Source organism: Acinetobacter sp. SWBY1, from assembly GCF_002946595.1.
GTDB lineage: Bacteria > Pseudomonadota > Gammaproteobacteria > Pseudomonadales > Moraxellaceae > Acinetobacter > Acinetobacter towneri.
Genome location: NZ_CP026616.1, coordinates 396,618 through 414,823 on the forward strand (window position 1 = coordinate 396,618; position 18,206 = coordinate 414,823).

18 protein-coding genes, 1 other RNA gene and 2 pseudogenes are annotated in these 18,206 nt (G+C 40.2%); 10 read left to right on the top strand and 11 right to left on the bottom strand.

Annotation, left to right across the window (positions count from 1 at the left end; all coding sequences use genetic code 11):
• The first annotated feature begins 17 nt into the window (after nucleotides 1–17).
• The 4 genes from C3Y93_RS01930 to lpxA are packed head-to-tail and all read left to right on the top strand — an operon-like array spanning nucleotide 18 to nucleotide 2,868.
• Entirely contained in the window at nucleotides 18–518 is a 501-nt protein-coding gene (locus tag C3Y93_RS01930; RefSeq protein WP_104851908.1) for an OmpH family outer membrane protein, read from the top strand.
• A gap of 3 nt (nucleotides 519–521) precedes the next feature.
• Complete coding sequence (gene lpxD / locus C3Y93_RS01935) at nucleotides 522–1,592, top strand: UDP-3-O-(3-hydroxymyristoyl)glucosamine N-acyltransferase (RefSeq protein WP_004976698.1); 1,071 nt, start codon at nucleotides 522–524, stop codon at nucleotides 1,590–1,592.
• Nucleotides 1,593–1,594: 2 nt separating this feature from the next.
• Nucleotides 1,595–2,083 carry a 3-hydroxyacyl-ACP dehydratase FabZ gene (fabZ, locus tag C3Y93_RS01940; RefSeq protein WP_004976697.1) on the top strand — a complete coding sequence of 163 codons (489 nt, stop codon included), beginning with the start codon at nucleotides 1,595–1,597 and terminating at the stop codon, nucleotides 2,081–2,083.
• Nucleotides 2,080–2,868 (top strand): acyl-ACP--UDP-N-acetylglucosamine O-acyltransferase, encoded by a 789-nt coding sequence (gene lpxA / locus C3Y93_RS01945; protein WP_004976696.1) that lies wholly within the window; start codon nucleotides 2,080–2,082, stop codon nucleotides 2,866–2,868. The genes fabZ and lpxA overlap by 4 nt, the downstream gene beginning before the upstream one ends.
• A gap of 154 nt (nucleotides 2,869–3,022) precedes the next feature.
• On the opposite strand, the gene tnpC is transcribed toward lpxA, so the two are convergent.
• The 4 genes and pseudogenes from tnpC to C3Y93_RS01965 form a co-directional block, all read right to left on the bottom strand.
• Entirely contained in the window at nucleotides 3,023–4,669 is a 1,647-nt protein-coding gene (tnpC, locus tag C3Y93_RS01950) for an IS66 family transposase (RefSeq protein ID WP_104851838.1), read from the bottom strand.
• A gap of 74 nt (nucleotides 4,670–4,743) precedes the next feature.
• Nucleotides 4,744–5,079, bottom strand: coding sequence for an IS66 family insertion sequence element accessory protein TnpB (gene tnpB, locus C3Y93_RS01955; protein ID WP_000618091.1), 336 nt, complete (start codon nucleotides 5,077–5,079; stop codon nucleotides 4,744–4,746).
• Nucleotides 5,076–5,459, bottom strand: coding sequence for a transposase (locus tag C3Y93_RS01960; RefSeq protein ID WP_001055589.1), 384 nt, complete (start codon nucleotides 5,457–5,459; stop codon nucleotides 5,076–5,078). The genes tnpB and C3Y93_RS01960 overlap by 4 nt, the downstream gene beginning before the upstream one ends.
• 44 nt (nucleotides 5,460–5,503) lie before the next feature.
• Nucleotides 5,504–6,347: pseudogene (locus C3Y93_RS01965) on the bottom strand (YbgF trimerization domain-containing protein).
• Between the two features lie 348 nt (nucleotides 6,348–6,695).
• Here C3Y93_RS01965 and ffs point away from each other — a divergent pair.
• Nucleotides 6,696–6,792: signal recognition particle sRNA small type (gene ffs / locus C3Y93_RS01970), an RNA gene on the top strand.
• A 47-nt stretch (nucleotides 6,793–6,839) separates the two neighbouring features.
• On the opposite strand, the gene C3Y93_RS01975 is transcribed toward ffs, so the two are convergent.
• The 4 genes from C3Y93_RS01975 to C3Y93_RS01990 all read right to left on the bottom strand — a co-directional run bounded on the left by C3Y93_RS01975 (nucleotide 6,840) and on the right by C3Y93_RS01990 (nucleotide 9,900).
• A complete protein-coding gene (locus tag C3Y93_RS01975) occupies nucleotides 6,840–7,523 on the bottom strand; it encodes a regulatory protein RecX (protein WP_104851909.1) in 684 nt (227 codons plus the stop codon).
• A 79-nt stretch (nucleotides 7,524–7,602) separates the two neighbouring features.
• Nucleotides 7,603–8,649: a recombinase RecA gene (gene recA, locus C3Y93_RS01980; RefSeq protein ID WP_104851910.1), complete on the bottom strand. Its 1,047-nt coding sequence runs from the start codon at nucleotides 8,647–8,649 to the stop codon at nucleotides 7,603–7,605.
• 143 nt (nucleotides 8,650–8,792) lie between these two features.
• Nucleotides 8,793–9,233: an RNA-binding S4 domain-containing protein gene (locus tag C3Y93_RS01985; protein WP_104851911.1), complete on the bottom strand. Its 441-nt coding sequence runs from the start codon at nucleotides 9,231–9,233 to the stop codon at nucleotides 8,793–8,795.
• A complete protein-coding gene (locus tag C3Y93_RS01990; protein WP_096901429.1) occupies nucleotides 9,226–9,900 on the bottom strand; it encodes an HAD-IA family hydrolase in 675 nt (224 codons plus the stop codon). The genes C3Y93_RS01985 and C3Y93_RS01990 overlap by 8 nt, the downstream gene beginning before the upstream one ends.
• A 286-nt stretch (nucleotides 9,901–10,186) precedes the next feature.
• Between C3Y93_RS01990 and C3Y93_RS01995 the strand changes: the two genes are divergently transcribed.
• Entirely contained in the window at nucleotides 10,187–10,432 is a 246-nt protein-coding gene (locus tag C3Y93_RS01995) for a hypothetical protein (RefSeq protein ID WP_104851912.1), read from the top strand.
• A 431-nt stretch (nucleotides 10,433–10,863) separates the two neighbouring features.
• On the opposite strand, the pseudogene C3Y93_RS02000 reads toward C3Y93_RS01995, so the two are convergent.
• Together C3Y93_RS02000 and C3Y93_RS02005 are read right to left on the bottom strand one after the other, a co-directional pair.
• Nucleotides 10,864–11,429 (bottom strand): annotated as a pseudogene (locus C3Y93_RS02000) (IS630 family transposase).
• Complete coding sequence (locus tag C3Y93_RS02005) at nucleotides 11,419–11,874, bottom strand: helix-turn-helix domain-containing protein (RefSeq protein WP_004973749.1); 456 nt, start codon at nucleotides 11,872–11,874, stop codon at nucleotides 11,419–11,421. The pseudogene C3Y93_RS02000 and the gene C3Y93_RS02005 overlap by 11 nt, the downstream one beginning before the upstream one ends.
• A 195-nt stretch (nucleotides 11,875–12,069) precedes the next feature.
• Between C3Y93_RS02005 and C3Y93_RS02010 the strand changes: the two genes are divergently transcribed.
• A complete protein-coding gene (locus C3Y93_RS02010) occupies nucleotides 12,070–12,249 on the top strand; it encodes a hypothetical protein (RefSeq protein ID WP_004976682.1) in 180 nt (59 codons plus the stop codon).
• A gap of 26 nt (nucleotides 12,250–12,275) precedes the next feature.
• On the opposite strand, the gene C3Y93_RS02015 is transcribed toward C3Y93_RS02010, so the two are convergent.
• A complete protein-coding gene (locus C3Y93_RS02015) occupies nucleotides 12,276–13,142 on the bottom strand; it encodes an IS982-like element ISAba4 family transposase (RefSeq protein ID WP_104851913.1) in 867 nt (288 codons plus the stop codon).
• Between the two features lie 270 nt (nucleotides 13,143–13,412).
• Here C3Y93_RS02015 and C3Y93_RS02020 point away from each other — a divergent pair, with 270 nt between their 5' ends.
• From C3Y93_RS02020 to C3Y93_RS02030, 3 genes are all read left to right on the top strand, one after another.
• The gene (locus tag C3Y93_RS02020) at nucleotides 13,413–14,270 is read left to right on the top strand and encodes a 3'(2'),5'-bisphosphate nucleotidase CysQ family protein (protein WP_104851914.1); all 858 of its coding nucleotides are present in this window, start codon (nucleotides 13,413–13,415) and stop codon (nucleotides 14,268–14,270) included.
• A 57-nt stretch (nucleotides 14,271–14,327) separates the two neighbouring features.
• Nucleotides 14,328–15,062, top strand: a complete 735-nt coding sequence (locus tag C3Y93_RS02025) for a histidine phosphatase family protein (protein ID WP_004976677.1) — start codon at nucleotides 14,328–14,330, stop codon at nucleotides 15,060–15,062.
• 406 nt (nucleotides 15,063–15,468) lie between these two features.
• On the top strand, nucleotides 15,469–18,117 hold the full coding sequence (locus tag C3Y93_RS02030; protein WP_228153775.1) for a M66 family metalloprotease: 2,649 nt from the start codon (nucleotides 15,469–15,471) through the stop codon (nucleotides 18,115–18,117).
• Nucleotides 18,118–18,206 lie beyond the last annotated feature (89 nt).

The window sequence follows — 18,206 nt, forward strand, 5'->3', positions numbered from 1 at the left end:
AACACAGGATGTAGCATATGAAAAAAACAATATTGAGTTTGGCATTGTTGGGTTTATCTACAATGGCAGCAGTAGCACATGCTGCAGGCTATGGTGTAGTAAGTTTAGAGCGTGTTGTAGAAAATAGCAGTTATCTCAAACAGCAAAATCTCGCTTTGCAGCAGTCGGTCAAACCACAAACCACTAAGCTTGAACAGCTGACAAAAGAGTTGGAAGCCATGCAGCAGCGAGCGCAGCAGGCTACGAATTTGTCAGATACTGAAAAGCAAAAAATGAATACACAGTTTCAAGCGAAATTGAAAGAATTTAATGGTTTGCAACAAGTGGTACAAACCCGTGTTCAGTCAGAATTGCACAAAATTAACGATGGTTTTGAAACTCGTTTAAAGCAAGTTGCTGAACAATTGCGTAAAGAAAATGGTTTAGATGTAGTTTTGAATAAAAACTCGGCACTTGCCTATGACCCGAAGTATGATTTAACTGATAAAATGATCCAAAAGGTCAACGCACTTAAATAATCAATGAGTTCCCAACATTATCGCTTAGAAGAAATTGCTGGTTTAGTTCAAGGTCAATACATTGGACAAGCCGATTTACGTTTGCAAGGTTTGGCAAGCCTTGAGTCTGCTCAGGCGCATCAACTTGCATTCGTGAATGGCGATAAATATTTAGCGCAAGCACGTAGCTCCCAAGCGGGAGCTTTAATTGTGACCGCTTCACTACAAGCCGAGTTAGACAATCATCACAACTTTATTGTGGTCGATAATCCATATCTGGCTTTTGCAATTTTGACTCATGTATTTGAGCGTAAGCATACGCAACGTGGTATAGAAAGCACAGCCCAAATCCATCCATCAGCCATCATCGCCGATAGTGCCTATATTGGTCATTACGTCGTAATTGGTGAAAATTGTGTGGTGGGTGACAATACGATTGTGCAATCGCACTGTAAAATTGATGACTTTGTCGAAATTGGTCAACAGTGTTTTATTGATTCACACGTGACTTTGACAGGCGCAGCCAAGCTTGGACATCGTGTGCGCATACACGCCAATACTGTAATTGGCAGTGAAGGCTTTGGCTTTGCACCTTATCAAGGCAAATGGCATCGTATTGCACAGTTGGGTTCGGTGATTATTGGCAATGACGTTCGTATTGGCTCGAATTGCAGCGTAGATCGCGGTGCACTAAATGATACAATTTTGGAAGATGGTGTCATTATTGATAACCTTGTGCAAATCGCACATAACGTCAAATTAGGTGCTCATACGGCCATTGCAGCAAAAACTGCCGTGGCTGGAAGTGTGACAATTGGCAAAAACTGTATCATTGGTGGTGGAAGTGCAATTTCAGGGCACTTAAATATTGCTGATAATGTGACTTTGACAGGAATGTCAATGGTCACAAATAATATTTCTGAATCAGGAAAATATTCGTCAGGTATAGGCTTGTTTGAAAATCAAAAGTGGAAACGTACTGTTGTGCGCCTCAGACAATTAGCAGATGTGCCATTGACCCAATTGGTGAAAAGACTTGATGATATGCAATCTCAAATTGAGTCCCTTGAATCAACTTTTAAATTGCGTAAATAATTATGATGACTGAGTCGAATTCTAGCACCTTCACTAAACCTGAATTGCCAATGCACATTCAAACCATTCGTGAATATTTACCCCATCGCTATCCGTTTTTATTGGTAGACCGCATTGTAGAAGTCACTGATAACGGTATCGTGGGTTATAAAAACGTATCTATCAATGAAGAATTCTTGCAAGGACACTTCCCGAATTATCCGATCATGCCGGGTGTTTTAATCGTTGAAGCGATGGCACAAGTGTCGGGTATTTTAGGTTTTATCATGAATAATGAGAAACCGAGCGCAGGTTCTTTGTTCCTTTTTGCAGGCGCAGAAAAAGTTCGATTTAAAAAACAAGTCGTTGCAGGCGATCAACTTGTATTAAAATCTGAATTAGTTATGCAAAAACGAGGCATTTACAAATATAATTGTATCGCCACCGTTGATGGCGTCGTCGCAGCAACCGCGGAAATTATGGTTTCGCATCAGAAAACAGAGCAAGCATGAGCAATAACCCACTCATTCACCCAACCGCTATTATTGACTCATCTGCAGTAATCGCTTCAGATGTCACGATTGGTCCATACTGTATTATTGGCCCAAATGTAACGATTGGTGAGGGTACAAAACTTCATTCGCATGTGGTGATTGGTGGTTACACCCGTATTGGTCAGCACAATGAAATTTTCCAGTTCGCCAGCGTAGGTGAGGTCTGTCAGGACTTAAAATATGCAGGTGAGGAAACTTGGCTAGAAATTGGTGATCACAACAAAATTCGTGAACACTGCAGTTTGCATCGTGGTACGGTGCAAGACAATAGCCTGACCAAAATTGGTAGTCACAACTTACTTATGGTCAATACGCATATCGCACATGACTGTATGGTGGGTGATCACAATATTTTTGCCAATAACGTGGGTGTGGCAGGTCATGTGCATGTTGGGGATTATGTGGTTGTCGGTGGAAACTCTGGTATTCACCAATTCTGTAAAATTGACTCTTATAGCATGATTGGTGGTGCATCGCTCATTCTTAAAGATGTGCCTGCGTATGTCATGGTTTCTGGTAATCCTGCACATGCATTTGCAATGAATGTGGAAGGAATGCGTCGTAAAGGCTGGTCGAAGGATGTGATTCAAGGTCTTCGTGAAGCCTTTAAACTCATTTACAAATCTGGATTAACCACTGAGCAAGCCATTCAGCAAATTCGCATTGATATTTTGCCAAATGTGGCAGAAGCGCAGCGTTTAATTGATTCTTTAGAGCAATCTGAACGTGGTATTGTGCGTTAAGCTTTGAGTTTGTCGAATGCGGCAAGCTTCAGAATATTAAAAGACATCCTCGGATGTCTTTTTTATTGGCTTATTTAAAGAATCTTGCTTCTTCAGACTTTGGGTATTGGCTCAGAATTTTACGTAAGCGTCCGCTGAACCCCATGCCTATTTTTTAATTCGGTTCAGGTTTCCAGCGGTGTGGTAGCAATTCTTCAATCTGAGTCACTTTATGTGTCGGCAACCTTTTCAGCACATCACTTAAATAGGCATAGGGATCCAGCCCATTCAGCTTTGCTGACTGGATTAATGTCATAATATTGGCTGCTCGCTGACCGCTGCGCAGCGAACCTGCAAATAACCAGTTCTTACGTCCCAACGCCCAGGGGCGCATCTGGTTTTCCACCCAGTTATTGCAAATCGGTAGATTGCCATCATCCAGATAGCGGCTTAAAGCTGGCCAACGCTTCAGAGTGTAATTGATCGCCTTGGCGGTAGGAGAACTCGATGGCACTGTCAGATGATGTTGGTTGAGCCATTCATATAGTTGTTGCATCACTGGTTGACTATGCTGTTGTCGGTATTCGCGGCGGTCTTCCGCTGTACCATCGGTCTTTTTCCTGAGTTCTGCTTCTATGGCATACAGTTTCTGAATCAGCACTAAGGCCTGTTCAGCGACCTGACTTTTCCCAGTTACATGCAGTTCATGGAATTTACGACGTGCATGCGCCATGCAGCCCACCTCAATGACCTGACCTGATTTAAAGCGTGCTTTATAACCGCTGTAATCATCACAGACCAGATGGCCCTGCCAGTCTTTCAGGAACGCTTCAGCATGCTGACCTGAACGACTATCCTGAAAGTCATAGATCACGGCTTGAACTGGATTGTACTGTGTAGTGGCATAGGCCCAGACATAACCTTTCTTCGGTTTTTTATCATTCTCACCCATCCGCATGATGGTGACTGGTGTTTCATCTGCATGCAGCACCTGCTGTTGTAGTACCACCTCTTTTAAGGCATTGGCCAGAGGTTCCAGTTCCACACCGCAGCGACCTATCCAGTCAGATAAAGTTGATCTAGAAAGTTCGATTCCCGCCCGCTGATAGATCAGACGTTGACGGTACAGCGGCAAATGATCGGCATACTTCGATACCAGCACATGGCTGAGCAGTTCAGGTGAAGCAATGCCTTTATCAATCACATAGGCGGGCATCGCTTGCTGAGTCAGGGTGTCGCACTGATCACAGACCCATTTGCCACGTACATGCTGTTCCTTATAGAACTGTGCCGGTCTGAAATGCAGTTTTTCACTGACATCTTCGCCGATACGACGGAGTTGGCAGCCACAAGCGCATTGGGTTGATGCAGGTTCATGCTCAATACGGATGGTGTGTAGATGATCTGGCAGTGGTCGACGTTTAGGTTTATTGGTTTTGGCTTTCTGTGTCGCTGCATCGGTTTTATCTGCATTTAGCCGTTCCAGTTCTAGATCAACCGCAGCAATATCTTCTTCAACCGCTTCATCCCACAGGTGGATTTGTTTTGCAGTGAGATGTTCGTTTTTACTGCCGAATTTGTGCTGTTTAAATAGTGCGAGTTCATGCTCGTATTTTTGATTGAGAATAGAAAGATGTTGAACTTTAGAATCTAATTGCTGATTGGTGACTTCAAGATGTTGAACTTTGGCATCCAATTGCTGGTTTGATTTTTCTAATTCTTGATTTGATTGTGCTAGAGACTGATGCTGCATCGCCAACTGTCTGGTGAATTCCAGCAGTTGTTCATGGGTCAGTTGGCTTAAGTCAGGCAGCGTATTCATGACCGCAGTATGCCTGAGGTCATGAGAAGAATGAAATAGAACGTTTGGAGAATAGCAGAATGGAACAGCCTGGTTTAAAGCATCGTCACCACCTGCTGTCGTCCAATGCGCTGCCAGGGCAAACCTTGGATCAGTGCCTGTAACTGTTCCGGGCTGAGGGCCACGGTTTCACCTTGGTGAACTTGAGCCCAGTGAAATTTGCCCTGTTCCAGCCGCCGGGCACACAGCCAGATGCCCAGTCCATCATGTACCAGTACTTTCATGCGATGGCCACGTTTATTACAGAACAGGTAAGCACAATGCGGTTTGATGTAGCCAAAGGCTCTCACCACCTGAGCCATGGTCGTATCCATACCTGCACGCATGTCCATGGGCTGAGTAGACAACCAGATTTCATCAATGCGGATCATGTTGCAAGTGCCTTGAGTAATTCTGCCAAGGCAGGTATTTCTGATGTCTGCCATTTTAGCTGAATATCATTATTCGTATGAGGCACGGTGATACACAACGTGATCCTCTCATCAATAGGTTGGCTGATTGCAGCAGTGTAAGGCAAAGCAATAAATGCTGGATTCACATGAGTAGGATCCTGCACGGCACCCTCATGATGGCTGAAGATCCTGATCCAACGACTGACAAGGTTGGCATTAATACTATGTTGCAGTGCGACCGAAGCGATCGAGGTATTAGGATTTTTACAGGCATTGACAATACTGAGTTTGAATTCTTTGCTGTATGTTCTGCGTTTTTTAGCAACAGGAGGTGTTGCTGAATATATATCCATGTTCATGGATTAAGTCCCCACTTGTTTTTAGGTGGGAACTAAATTAAGGCTTATAGGATCGCTTGGTAAGGCTGTGTTAGCCGGATGCTTACAATTTTACTTTTGTATTGCGCTGCTAAAGTAGGTTTGTGATCTACATCTTGCGCTATGCTATATAAGCGATATAAGGCACTTGATGCTTTTGCAGATTGGGGATACTTTGTTGCTACAATTTCAAAATTCTTTTTGGCTTCGGTGTAATTGGTTGGCTCAATTGCTAAATTAAATTCAGCTAACCAAAAATAAGCATTGCTGATATACACACTGTTTGGGTGGTTTTTAATAAAGTTTTGCATAGGTGCAATCGCTTTTTTGGCACCACCTTGTTTATAGGCATCCAATGCAACAGTATAGGCTGCTTTTTCTAGCTCAATATTGGTATTTAAACCTTGAGCTGTTGGACTCACATGCGTTGTATTTTGCGCAGATTGCGGGGCATTGCTATTTAACTGGTTGTTGCTGGTGACTGGGTGCAGTATCCTTTTGGTTATCCTCCTCAGCGGTAGGAGTAGATTCAGGGTCTATTTTTTGCTGGAGCAGTTCTAGACGTTGATCTAAATCGGTATAGCGATTTTGCAATTCATGTTTGAGCTGCGCAATTTCATTGTCTTGTTCTTCAATTTTGCCACGTAACTGGCGGATGTCATTTTCAAGTTGCTGATTTTTTTGCATCAACTGCCAATTGATATTGGTGGGTACATTAGCAGTTGCCATATTACTCGTTGCAATCGCAGGGCTATTGGCATAGCCAGCACTGCTTTGGCTGAGGTTGTGGCTTTCAATTGGAATATTGGCAAATACAGACGTTGAGCACAGTAGGGCAAGAGCACAAAGTGCATGCTTTTTTAGCATAATTGAATATCCATCTTAATCTTGTATAAGTGAGTCCTTGTAAGCGTATTGGACTCAACCTGTTGATTTAGTCATTTTCCACATTTAAAACGTCCACGCGTGGAATTGCAATAAGCTTTTACAAACTTATCATCAATCTCAGCGCAATATGGGTAAATCTAGGATTTAAATCTCAAAATAATTTTATGATGGTTTAGTTAGACTAAGTTTTGAATTTTAAGTGAGGTTATTCTATAAATGTCTTCAATTGTTTTTAAAATAATCAATTGGATAGCATTATAAAAGGAAATACAGAACAACGCTTGCAAGTTTGTTAAAAATCTCTATACTCTGTTTTTGCAATGGTAGCCCTGCTGGTTACTTCGCAATTGTACTCTACGAACCCCGTCAGGACCGGAAGGTAGCAGCGGTAGTAGAACTATGATGTGCCGAAGTCTTGCTGGTAGGGTTGCCACCAGATTTAAAAATTATAATTATTTATCTTCTTTATTCAATTTAAAACTCTTGTTCTTGTCTACGAATTGCTTTCATAATCGCATCCATATCAAAACCTCGATATTGTAAAAACCGAATTTGTTTGGCTTTTAGTTTTGGTTCTTTGGCAACCTCTGTGCCGAATTTTTTCACTTTGAGTTGATAGGCCTGTTCTGCCCAATCGGTTTCTTTGAGTTCTTCTGAGATTAAAGCTGTATCTACTTTCTTATTTTTAAGTGCCATTTTTATGCGATTTGGCCCTTTGCCTTTGCGTTTTTGGCTGGCCAAGAGCATTTCTGCAAGACGCTGATCACTTTGGTAATTTTCCTGTGCCAGTTCATTGACTAATGCAATCACTTCCTCACGGTTGTCTGCATAGAGTGCTAATTTTTCAATTAAGTCATTTTTAGAATATTCTTTGCGTGTGAGCACGGCAAAGGCATAACTGCGTAAACGAGAACCTGTGAGTCCAGGACGTTTTGTTTGTTGTTTTTGATCATTGCTTTCGTCTTCATCTTCATAAGCTACAGCATTTTTGTGATCGCTATTATTTTGAGACAGTGGTTGGACATGAGTGGACGTAAAACGTAGTGCAGTGTCTGTATCTTGATGCGTATGCACGGTTTGCGATGTCGCTGCATCCTCGCCAAATTGTTGTTTCAAGGCTGCGTAATCAATCAGTTTGGGAAATTTGGGCTCAGACATAATAAGGGGCATCCATATACAATAAAACGCCCCGTAGAGCGTTTTATTTAAATCGGTCTGTGTTCATCTTACTGCATGCTTAAACATCAAGTAAGTCAAACTCTTCTTCGTCTTTATCTTCTACTGGGGCAGCTTGACCTGTAGTCAACAGTTGTTCACGAATAATCGCTTCAATGCCTTTTGCAAGCTCAGGATGCTCTTCAAGGTGGCGAATGGTGTTGTTTTTACCTTGACCAATTTTATCGCCTTGATAAGAGTACCAAGCACCTGCTTTTTGTACGATATTTTGTTGAACGGCTAAATCGACCAGCTCGCCTAAGTGGTTAACGCCTTTACCATAAAGAATTTGGAATAGCGCTTCTTTAAATGGAGGAGCCATTTTATTTTTAACGACTTTAACTTTGGTTTCTGAACCAATAATTTCGTCACCTTCTTTAACCTGACCTACACGACGAATATCTAAACGAACAGAAGCATAGAATTTCAGTGCGTTACCGCCCGTGGTCGTTTCAGGGCTACCAAACATTACACCAATTTTCATACGAATTTGGTTAATGAAAATCACCATACAGTTCGAGCGTTTAGCGTTACCCGTGATTTTACGTAAGGCCTGACTCATTAAACGAGCTTGTAAGCCCATGTGTGAGTCACCCATTTCACCTTCAATTTCGGCACGAGGGGTTAAGGCTGCAACGGAGTCGACAACAATCAGGTCAATTGCACCTGAACGTACCAGCATATCTGCAATTTCAAGGGCTTGTTCACCATTGTCAGGCTGAGATACCAATAAGTTGTCGATATCTACACCAAGTTTACGTGCATATTGAGGGTCAAGTGCGTGTTCGGCATCAATAAAGGCACAGGTTCCACCTGCTTTTTGACACTCTGCAATGGCTTGCAGGGTCATTGTCGTTTTACCTGATGATTCAGGGCCATAAATTTCAATAATACGGCCTTTAGGTAAACCGCCAATGCCCAAGGCGATGTCTAGGGTCAATGAGCCTGTAGATACTGCTTCTACCGCTTGCACAGTGTTGTCACCTAGACGCATCACTGTGTTCTTTCCAAATTGCTTTTCAATTTGGCTTAAAGCGGCATTCAGCGCCTTGCTTTTATTCTCATCCATCTTACAACCTCAATACGATGTCACTAAATAATATACTTAAGTGGATGTATTTACTTAAATCGTTTCCACGTGCATATAGTGACAGAATTTGTCCTGTAGTTCTATTTATATCACGAGCTGTACGACAGCCTGTGACGCTCTATTTAATCATCATTATATGACCAAAACTGGTCAAATTGCTGATCATTCTCTTGTTTAAATCTGCTGATATCACGACGGTCTTTTTTACTTGGTCGATGATCAGGGCGTGCTAGATTATGCAACTTTCTTTGGGTGGCAATCAATTCCCTACGCGCAATACTCACTTCAGTTTCTTCATAAAGTTGTTGTGCGATAGGAGCAGGACCACGTACTCCTGACAGGGCTTTGACTAATACCGTTTTTTTATCAAAGCCTTGTTGAATAGTCAGTTCGGTACCTACACGAATTTCTTTGGAAACTTTAACGCGTTCGCCATTGTGATGAACTTTACCGCCTTCAATGGCCGCTTTTGCAATAGAGCGGGTTTTAAAAAAACGTGCAGCCCATAGCCATTTATCAATTCGGATGCTTTCGATTGCTTCGTGTGACGAAGTTTTAGGCATATTTTTGAGTGTCCTCAAATTGTTCTAAGACAGGAATTAAATCTGTTAATTGGTGCAGCATTGGGTAATTACAAGTCTGACGCGTAGGTTTTGCTGAGGATGGCTGGGCAATACTATATAAGTGTCCAATCCCAAAGGCTTTAGCACCATTAAGCACCTTTTCGGTGTCATCTATAAAATAGCAATCTTCAGGATTAAATGCATGTTGTTGTTGCAATGTTTGCCAAAATTCAACGCGCTCTTTGGCATAACCAATACTTTCAGAACTAACAATCACTTCAAAATACTTTGCTAAACCTGTATGTGCTAATTTAAAGTCTAAACCTGCACAATCGGCATTGGTGGTGAGCCAAATGTGATAGCCATTATTTTTTAAATATTCCAGTAACTCGATAGCTTGTGGACGCAACGTGACTTGATCTTTATATTCAAGTTGCATCGCAAGCATATCTACACCCACTTTAGCCGTCCAAAAACGTGAGGAATACCACTCTAAGGTGTGGCTATGCGCTTGATAAAAATCGTATAAAATTTCTTTGCTGCGCTCTAAAGAACAGGCGTGTAATTCTGCATAGCGAATAGGCAGTTGTTCATTCCAAATAAAATCATCATAAGCGAGATCTAACAGCGTTCCGTCCATGTCAAACATGATGATATTTTTGTGCATTTAGACATCCTAAACCATAAAGCAATTGCCAAAAGGCAAATAAAACTGGCTCATTTAAACATGCTTGAGGCATAACTCAAAATACTGTCCGATTATTTGATGTTTTATGTTAGGCTGAATGTGTGAAATTTATGCAGTTTTGAATTTAAAAATCTACAATTCAGTCAATTTTTTAAATCTTACTGTAGCGTTCACAAAAACTATTTTTTTGACATATTGCTGTATTTTTAAAACTGTATAAGCGTAGCAATAGAACGCAAAACTTAGCTTAATTAGGGAGTCAGCTATGGCTGAACAACAGTATTTAGATTTGAAGTATTTAGATAAACAGTTAGATGAATTTGAGAAAAAGAAGAAAAAAATTAAGAAAATGCGTATCGGTTATAAACTATTTACGCATTTAATGGGCGATGAAAAATTCGCCCATCATGTTTCAGAGTCGGCATTAAACCCAGATAAACGTAGTTATCGTAAAGTCAAAATTAAAATCACCTCAGATGAGGGAGAGTTAACTTTTCTAGAAAAGGATTGATTAATTTTTTGATTTAAAATTCTAGTGATTTTGATTATGTATACAAATTTGTGTACCTTTAAATCTGGCCCGATTGATGCAGATCGGGCTTTTTATACCTTAATTCTATGAATGGTTCAACCTGAATTAGAATCCTTTTATAAGTCGAAATTTGATCATAAATGATCAGTAAAATTAGTATTGAAAGTCCCTTCTTTTACGCCATGTATTGCTCAGGATGAGGGGATTCTTATAAAAAACCTCTCCCTGAGGAGCATGCTCCGCAAGTCTCCTAAAAGGAAAGGGAATTTCCTTTGCAGTGATTCAAAAATGATTTAAGAAAGAATCTTTTTAAATAAAATGCATCAAGTTGTCATAATCTGCACTTAAGCTATTCAGCAAACTCAGTGAAATGTAATAGGTCGTGTTTAGTCTATTTCAGTAAGCTGTCATTAAAAAGTAAACATGTATTCTTTTCCGAATTGGTTTGATACTCTCTCCACCCATTGCTCTATTTTATCAGCTGTCATGACTTGAAAATCTCGCCAATAATATTCATCTGCTTCCATACCATCTCGATTCGATTTAACTCAGGGCTATAAGCTGGAATAAAATACAAATTCGTCGAAAAGTTACTTTTAAGTAGCTCTCTGTAATCAGCCATCTTTTTACTTCTATGAATCGCGGCATTATCAACAATAAGAACCAATGGAAGGTTATAAGTCTGTTTTACTTGTTGAGCTATTCCAGTTAAATAGGCATAAAACCAAGTGCTTGTAACTGACTCTTGTAAACAACTTGTCACCAGTTTCCCCGTTGAAAGCAAACACCCCATGACATTAACTCGTTTTAATCTTATTGCATCAACCGCATGAACATCACCTATCTTTGTCCATGCATAGCGGTTATCAGGTGTAGATGAAAACCCTGTTTCATCAACATAACCTAATATAATTTCACCACGTGCCGCTTGCTCTCGTAATTTTTCAATCTGCTGTGTTGCTTGTTCAAATGCAATCGGATCTCTTTTTTTTCAAGCTATGACGGGTACGCTTGAAGACCATACCTGAATCACGTAAAAACTTACGAATGGTTTCAACAGACACGGACACTTCGTATTCTTCATGTAGTTTGACTCGGATTTGTTCTGCATTGAGTGGACTTGTATTGACCCAATCTAGGATTTTCGCCTGATAGTCTGAGATCAATGTATTGGGCCGACCTGAGCGATGACCTTCTTTAATCGATTCAAACTCATACAATTCCCAACGTCGGCGTTGTAGCCTTATGGTTTCTGGGATACGTTCTTGTAGAGTGGCAACTTCCGCAACACTTTTACCTTCAGAAAGCCAGAGAATAGTTTGGGCACGTTGTCTTTCACGCCAATGTTTTGCATGCTTGGCCAGAAAAATGAGTCGTTCTCGCTGTTCTAAACTAAGTGGTACAGAAACAATTCGAGGCATGTGTGAACATCTGTTAACTAAAAAAACTTTTTCGCATGATTAGTTATTTTGTCAACTTATAAGTTCTGTGTATAAATGTGGCAAGGTGCGCTCAAATGTTACGCTTTAACTATCAAAAGAGGCATGAATATGACAGAACGATACCTGAGAATATTGACAATTTTTCATGATTAAATAAATTTAAAAGGAATTGTGATGTCTATTTTAGGAATTGCCATTACCACTATTTTGGGTTTATTGGGTATTGCTGCAATTATTATTGGTTTTTTTGGTGGTGAAACTTATTTGGTGATTGTGGGTATTTTATTATTGGTTAGTGGTGCACTCACTTTATCGATGTTTAAAAAAAGATTATCCAATCCATTTAAAGATTAATTAACTAACCCCAGTTACGGATAAGCCTAAGATTTAATCACATGAATTTTACGCTTATTCTTTTGGCAAAGTTGATACGCACATAGTGAAGAAAATACGCCTGCTAAAAAACCAGCAATCGAACGATGTTTACTCGTAACTAAGTGATATTTTTCTTTCAATAATCCTATCAATGTTTCAATTCTTTTACGTTGTCGTAGATGAAATTCATCAGCAAATGGCAATAAGGTCACTCTCATATTTTTTCTTGGATAAGTAATTAAATCAATGCCTTGCTCTTTAAGTGTTTCTTTCAATGGTTGGCTAATGTAGCCTCTATCACCATAGACCGTTGCTGATAAGCCATTCACTAAATCCTCAACTTTTTTAAGATCAGCAATATGTCCGTTTGATAAATCTGAATTTACAATTTCACCCTCTTGATTCATCAGCAAGTGTAATTTGCAACCATAAAACCAGCCCATCGTACTTTTACCACGAGAAGCAATCTCATCTAAAGCATGATGACCTTTAGGGATTCTTTTATTTTTACAAACAGGTAAAGGTGTTGAATCAATCCATAAATATGAACTTTCATCTTTTTGGCTCAACGCATAAAGCAAAGCATGAATAGCAAGTTGGTGCTGATTGATGAGGGTAATCAGGTTTTTATAACAAGGCAAGTCTTTAAAGAGTTTGCTTTCAAACTGACAAAGCAAGTTAAAAAACATCTTAAAATTATGTACTTGAGATGTTTTATAGTAGATGGAGATAGCCACAATTTCTGATAAAGATAGCGTTGCTTGTCTGATACGTTGACGTTTGTTTTCTTGCTTGAGAAATTGCCAATAGATGGGTTCAAATTTTTTGAAAAAATCATCAACAATACAAAAAATTTCTGTAAAATCGTACATGGTAGTTAGAGCCTTTGGGTTGTGTCGTAACTTTCTAAATGGCTCTAACTACCTTTTTTTCAAGGGCTTTTCTTATCCGTAATTCGGGTTAACTAAGCACTCAATAAATAAAAAACTCAAGTAAAAAGGAATTGCCTTGACACATAAAGTCTTGATTTAGCATATCTAGCCACTAAATTTTATCTACGCATCAGCCGTAAATTTTATTACAATGTTTTTATGAAAGTAATGAAAAATTAGACCTTTAGATACAGTCTAAAAAGGATAGTTATGTTTATAAAAACAAAGGCGCCAACGCATACTTTAATTTTACAGTTATTGCCAATCGTGCAGCAGGCGTGTGAAATTTTAAATCAGGAATTTCAAGATTATTGTTCAGGTGCTGCTTTTGATGTAGAAAAGAAAACCGATGATTCTCCTGTTACGCAAGCCGATTATCGAGTCAATTATTATTTAATGCAGGCTTTGGCAAAAATCTCCAATTTACCTGTGTTGTCCGAAGAAGGTGAGCAAGACCAACGTCAGCAATGGCAGCAATTTTGGTTGCTTGACCCTTTAGATGGCACGAAAGAGTTTTTACATCAACGTCCTGAATTTACCATTAATTTAAGTTTAATTTGTGGTGTGCAAACAACTTTTGCAGTACTTGCAGTACCAGGCGAGCAAACTATTTATTTTTGTCCTGAACAGGGTATGCCATTGAAATATCATATTTTAACTCAGCAATGGTATCTCTATCAGTCTGAACCCACGGTAACATCTTCAGTTCTAAAAATTGGATTAAGCCACAGTAGTCAAAAAATATCACACTATGCAGACTATTTAAAAAGCTTGGCGCAGTTGACCAATTTTGAAGAACTAAAAGCAGGTAGTGCTTATAAATTCTGCATGATTTTGGAAGATCGTGTCGATATTTACCCACGTTTTCATCCGACTTCTGAGTGGGACACCAGTGCAGGACAATGTTTATTGGAACGAATAGGTGGTGGATTGGTCGATTTTCAGGGACGGGCATTTTTATATAATCAGCGCGATACATTGTTAAATGGTGGTTTTATCGCCTATAAAAATACGCAGATGAAACAGATTGCCTTACAAGCACTTGGACTTATGGCGAAGTCAGATTGAGCAAAGTGCTGAACATGGTATAGTGTCAAGCAACCAAGTTAAAATTTTGGCTAGATCATGGCATTAGAACTACTCCCTGCAAGTATGCTTAAAGCAATTGATTTATTGCCTGATGCTCAGACGCCTGTGACTTTGTTTACCCGTCATTCTATTCGTGAAATTGTCGTTGGTCAGGGTTTGGCTGGCTATAATTTACAATTGACCGAACAAGGTCGCGATTTAGCCGAAGCATGGGGAGGCTACTTGGTTGGAAATACAGATCGGGTGATTCAACACTGTATTTCAAGTCCTATTCAGCGTTGTGTCGATACGGCTGCTTTAATGATTCGCGGGGCAGATGGCATTACCCTTGAACCAAATACCCATCACATTGAAATTATAGAACAAGGTTTATTGGTTGAACCAGGAAGCTTTGTACTTGATATCAAGCAGGCAGGCCCATATTTTCAGAAACAGGGTGCTTTAGGCTTTATTAATAGTTTTGTGAACAATGCTTTGCCCGGAATGAAACATCCGATTCATGGTGTCGTGGATGTCCTTGAGCTGATTTATAATACCCATCCAACCAACCAATACGGACTGAGTTTGGCTGTGAGTCACGATACGATTTTGGCCGCAATTATCGCGGTGATTTCTGGACGTAATGAAGTCACACAAGCTGATTGGCCAGACATGATGGAAGGTTTATTTGTTTGGTTTGAAGGCGATGAGTTTTTAGAATCCAAGCTAAAATGGATTTGGCGCGGTCAGATTCACACTTTAGATATCTCGCAATTTCGTCAGAAAGTTTAAGCAGAACATTGAACGCATGTTCTAGTGCTATCCATTCAGTGCGATAGAATACCGTCTGTCAGAAATTAAAAAAATAATTTAAATTTTATTCTCTTTTTTTCCTTCAATTTATGCAGTCGTGAGTGCAAACTCGATCAAATATTGTCTAACAATCTGTGTGCTGTTTTAAGGATTCGCTGATTTTTATAAAGAAAAATTAATAAAACTGTGTTGAAAATATAAAGTGATATGAAACTTGAGAATTGCATAATTTTATTCATCTATTTAATATGAAAATACAAACCATTGAAAAATATGTGTTTATTTTTATATTTTTTTGTCATAAATTGACATTGGGGTGGAATAAATAATGAAAAGTGTGACTCGGTTTTCGCTTAGTCTATTAAGTGTATGTATATTATCATCCATGCTTGCCGCATGTGGTGGTGGCGGTGGTGGCGAGGGAGATACCGCTGGGAATTCAAATCAAGAAAATCCAATACCACCGGAAAATCCTCAGCAACCACCTGTGGGCAATGTGGCTAATCCTTATCCTGAACCTAAACAAGATGTCATCAATCAATCGGTACTCGGGTTTTATGATTACAACGCTAATTCTGAATCACGTGAAGTGCGTAATGATTTAGATGGTGATTTTCAGGCAATGATTCAATTTGCTCAAGGGCATGTGGTTGATCCGAATGGTAACGAGGCGAAAAAAATGCCACGTTTGACCGCAGAAAAAGAAGCATTATTATTGGTTACGCCAAATCAAGGCATGGACAATATCGACACTTTACAGCTTGAAGTGTATCAAAATGAGCGCTTGTTACGTCGTGTTGCTTTACTTGATCCAACCCAGATTCCTGCTTCAGACCAGAGCAATCAAGATGGTCGTGCTGAGGTGTTGTATAGTAAGCGTGCGTGGTCGGCTAAATTAAATTGGGATGAAGTACGTCCCGGTTTAAAGCTGCGTTTGGTCGATTCTAAAAACCGTACTGGTGCACTCGAAGCAGAAAAAATTGATTTTGCAGCACCGGGTGAATTGGTACTCAACAATATTCGTATTGGTCTACTAACTGCACCACCGAAATCGGGCGGGCATTATATGTTATTAGAGCCTGAAAAAGCGGGTACCGATTATTTCCAAACCATTCCTGCGGCACAAATGACCGTGGCAAAATATGATGACATTCAGCTAGATCGAGTGATGGTCGCCAACGGCACGATTTACGATACCCAAAGTGCGGGTGAAGGTGGTGTCTATTCGGGGGACATGCGGGAAAATACTGCAAAATCGACCTTTAGTGTGGGAATTAACTTAGCCAACTGGGGTGTGACCAGTGCCTCTATGCAAAGTCAGCAACAGCCACAACTTACACAAACTGTAATTGCCCATCATGCACGAGGTAAATATACAAATGGTGATCAAACGCATGGTTTAAGTGGCGGTAATGGTATGTTGACTCTGTATGATTCTGTGGGCAACGAGTTCAGCCATGAAATTGGACATCATTATGGTCTAGGGCATTATCCGGGTTCACAAGGTGAAAATATGTTCTGGGCTGCACACCATGCAGACAGCGGTTGGGGCTATATTGCGTATCGTAATAAAATGCGTGGCAACTTGGCGTGGCATACTCGAAACTTGGGTGATGGCAAAAATGGTGTGCCTAACTTCCTGAAACAATATGCTTATGGTTGGGATGCGATGTCAGGTGGTGCAACCAACAGTAGCATTTCGCGTTATACCCATTACACGGGTTACAGTACCCATATTCGGATTCAACCCCACTTTGGGGCGCGACATGTTTGGGATGAAAGCTCACCAAGTGGTTATAAAATTTGGAATAAAGACACACGCCAAATGGAAGTGGTTTATCCAAAAGTACCAAGCTCCAATCAGGTTTGGTACAACAGTGCCGATGGATATTATTTAAAACCGCGCTTATTTGGTGTGCCTGTAATTACTATTATTGGCGGATATGATCCTGAAACTCAGCAAGGTGTGTTGTATCCTGCTGCACGCAGTAACTGGGGTAATGTTTATAATTTACCTGCGGCAAATCGTGCTGCTGAAAATACCGCATGTTGGTTAGATGTTCAATATGCCAATCGTAATCAGAACGTGGCATTGGCACCTAACCGTATGACCAGCAATGCCAATAAATTGCATGTCAATTTAGCACTTGCTGAGCAGCCAAAACAGGTGAATTTATACTGTAAAAAAGCCAATCATGCCGAGAAGTTATTATCGACACTGAATATTCCGCAATATAGCGATAGTATTCAACCTGCGGTAAAAATTGGTCGTACACATGGCTATGAAGCTTTAAGAAAAGTTGAAATGCCTGCTTTTCAGAAGCAGTTGGAAGCGCAAGCCAGTCAAGCTGTGGTGGCTTTAAAACCTGCTGCACAACTATTGTATGATTCTTATGCAGATTATCGTCAAGAGCTAAGTGCAACTGCACAGCAACAATTACAGCGTTATGAACAACAGCAAAATACGATTTATCGTTTAAACCGCTGGATGAATGTTTATCGTGCCGATTTAGAAAAGACTAAGCCTGAAGCGGAAACAGCATTGCACAATTTTGTGGAGCGATTGGGTTTAGGCAATGAAAATATTGTGGCTGAAGCAACACTAATGAAAAACAGAAATAACTGTTTGAAAGTTGAAACTTTGGCGAGTGGTCAGAAAAATGCTTACATTAGTGGAGCAAGTGGCTGTACAGGCGATGCAACTGAGCAGTGGATTTATGATGGTTTGGGGCGTATTCACAGCAAAGCAGAAATGGATCAGTGCTTAACCAACAACGGCAATGTGGTCTCACTTGCAAGCTGCAGTACATCTAAAGACAGTCAGGTCTGGGAAATGCACACAGCTTCGGGAACGATTCGTCAGGGGAATCAGTGCTTTGATTTAGAGCATGGCTACCTAAAAGAAAACCGCGCGCGTTTAATTCGTTATGGTTGCACAGGTGGTGCGAATCAGCAATGGACGCAATTAAAGGCTAATAACAGTTTGCAACTGGCTTATTTAAGTCCACAAAATTTACGACTGATGCTGAAATAATTCTTCGTCTGAATTATTCATCTTCATTAATTTAAAACACCTTTTGACCAGTTCAGGAGGTGTTTTTTATTTTATGGTGGCAGGTGTAT

Excerpts from the sequence above, each read along its gene's own strand:
- C3Y93_RS02015 (WP_104851913.1), bottom strand. The coding sequence starts at position 13,142 with ATGTACGATTTTACAGAAATTTTTTGTATTGTTGATGATTTTTTCAAA.
- C3Y93_RS02030 (WP_228153775.1), top strand. The coding sequence starts at position 15,469 with ATGCTTGCCGCATGTGGTGGTGGCGGTGGTGGCGAGGGAGATACCGCT.
- C3Y93_RS02005 (WP_004973749.1), bottom strand. The coding sequence starts at position 11,874 with ATGCCTCGAATTGTTTCTGTACCACTTAGTTTAGAACAGCGAGAACGA.
- C3Y93_RS01985 (WP_104851911.1), bottom strand. The coding sequence starts at position 9,233 with ATGCCTAAAACTTCGTCACACGAAGCAATCGAAAGCATCCGAATTGAT.
- lpxA (WP_004976696.1), top strand. The coding sequence starts at position 2,080 with ATGAGCAATAACCCACTCATTCACCCAACCGCTATTATTGACTCATCT.
- C3Y93_RS01930 (WP_104851908.1), top strand. The coding sequence starts at position 18 with ATGAAAAAAACAATATTGAGTTTGGCATTGTTGGGTTTATCTACAATG.
- lpxD (WP_004976698.1), top strand. The coding sequence starts at position 522 with ATGAGTTCCCAACATTATCGCTTAGAAGAAATTGCTGGTTTAGTTCAA.
- fabZ (WP_004976697.1), top strand. The coding sequence starts at position 1,595 with ATGATGACTGAGTCGAATTCTAGCACCTTCACTAAACCTGAATTGCCA.
- recA (WP_104851910.1), bottom strand. The coding sequence starts at position 8,649 with ATGGATGAGAATAAAAGCAAGGCGCTGAATGCCGCTTTAAGCCAAATT.
- C3Y93_RS02010 (WP_004976682.1), top strand. The coding sequence starts at position 12,070 with ATGTCTATTTTAGGAATTGCCATTACCACTATTTTGGGTTTATTGGGT.
- C3Y93_RS01990 (WP_096901429.1), bottom strand. The coding sequence starts at position 9,900 with ATGCACAAAAATATCATCATGTTTGACATGGACGGAACGCTGTTAGAT.
- C3Y93_RS01975 (WP_104851909.1), bottom strand. The coding sequence starts at position 7,523 with ATGTCTGAGCCCAAATTTCCCAAACTGATTGATTACGCAGCCTTGAAA.
- tnpB (WP_000618091.1), bottom strand. The coding sequence starts at position 5,079 with ATGATCCGCATTGATGAAATCTGGTTGTCTACTCAGCCCATGGACATG.
- C3Y93_RS01960 (WP_001055589.1), bottom strand. The coding sequence starts at position 5,459 with ATGAACATGGATATATATTCAGCAACACCTCCTGTTGCTAAAAAACGC.
- C3Y93_RS02020 (WP_104851914.1), top strand. The coding sequence starts at position 13,413 with ATGTTTATAAAAACAAAGGCGCCAACGCATACTTTAATTTTACAGTTA.
- C3Y93_RS01995 (WP_104851912.1), top strand. The coding sequence starts at position 10,187 with ATGGCTGAACAACAGTATTTAGATTTGAAGTATTTAGATAAACAGTTA.
- tnpC (WP_104851838.1), bottom strand. The coding sequence starts at position 4,669 with ATGAATACGCTGCCTGACTTAAGCCAACTGACCCATGAACAACTGCTG.
- C3Y93_RS02025 (WP_004976677.1), top strand. The coding sequence starts at position 14,328 with ATGGCATTAGAACTACTCCCTGCAAGTATGCTTAAAGCAATTGATTTA.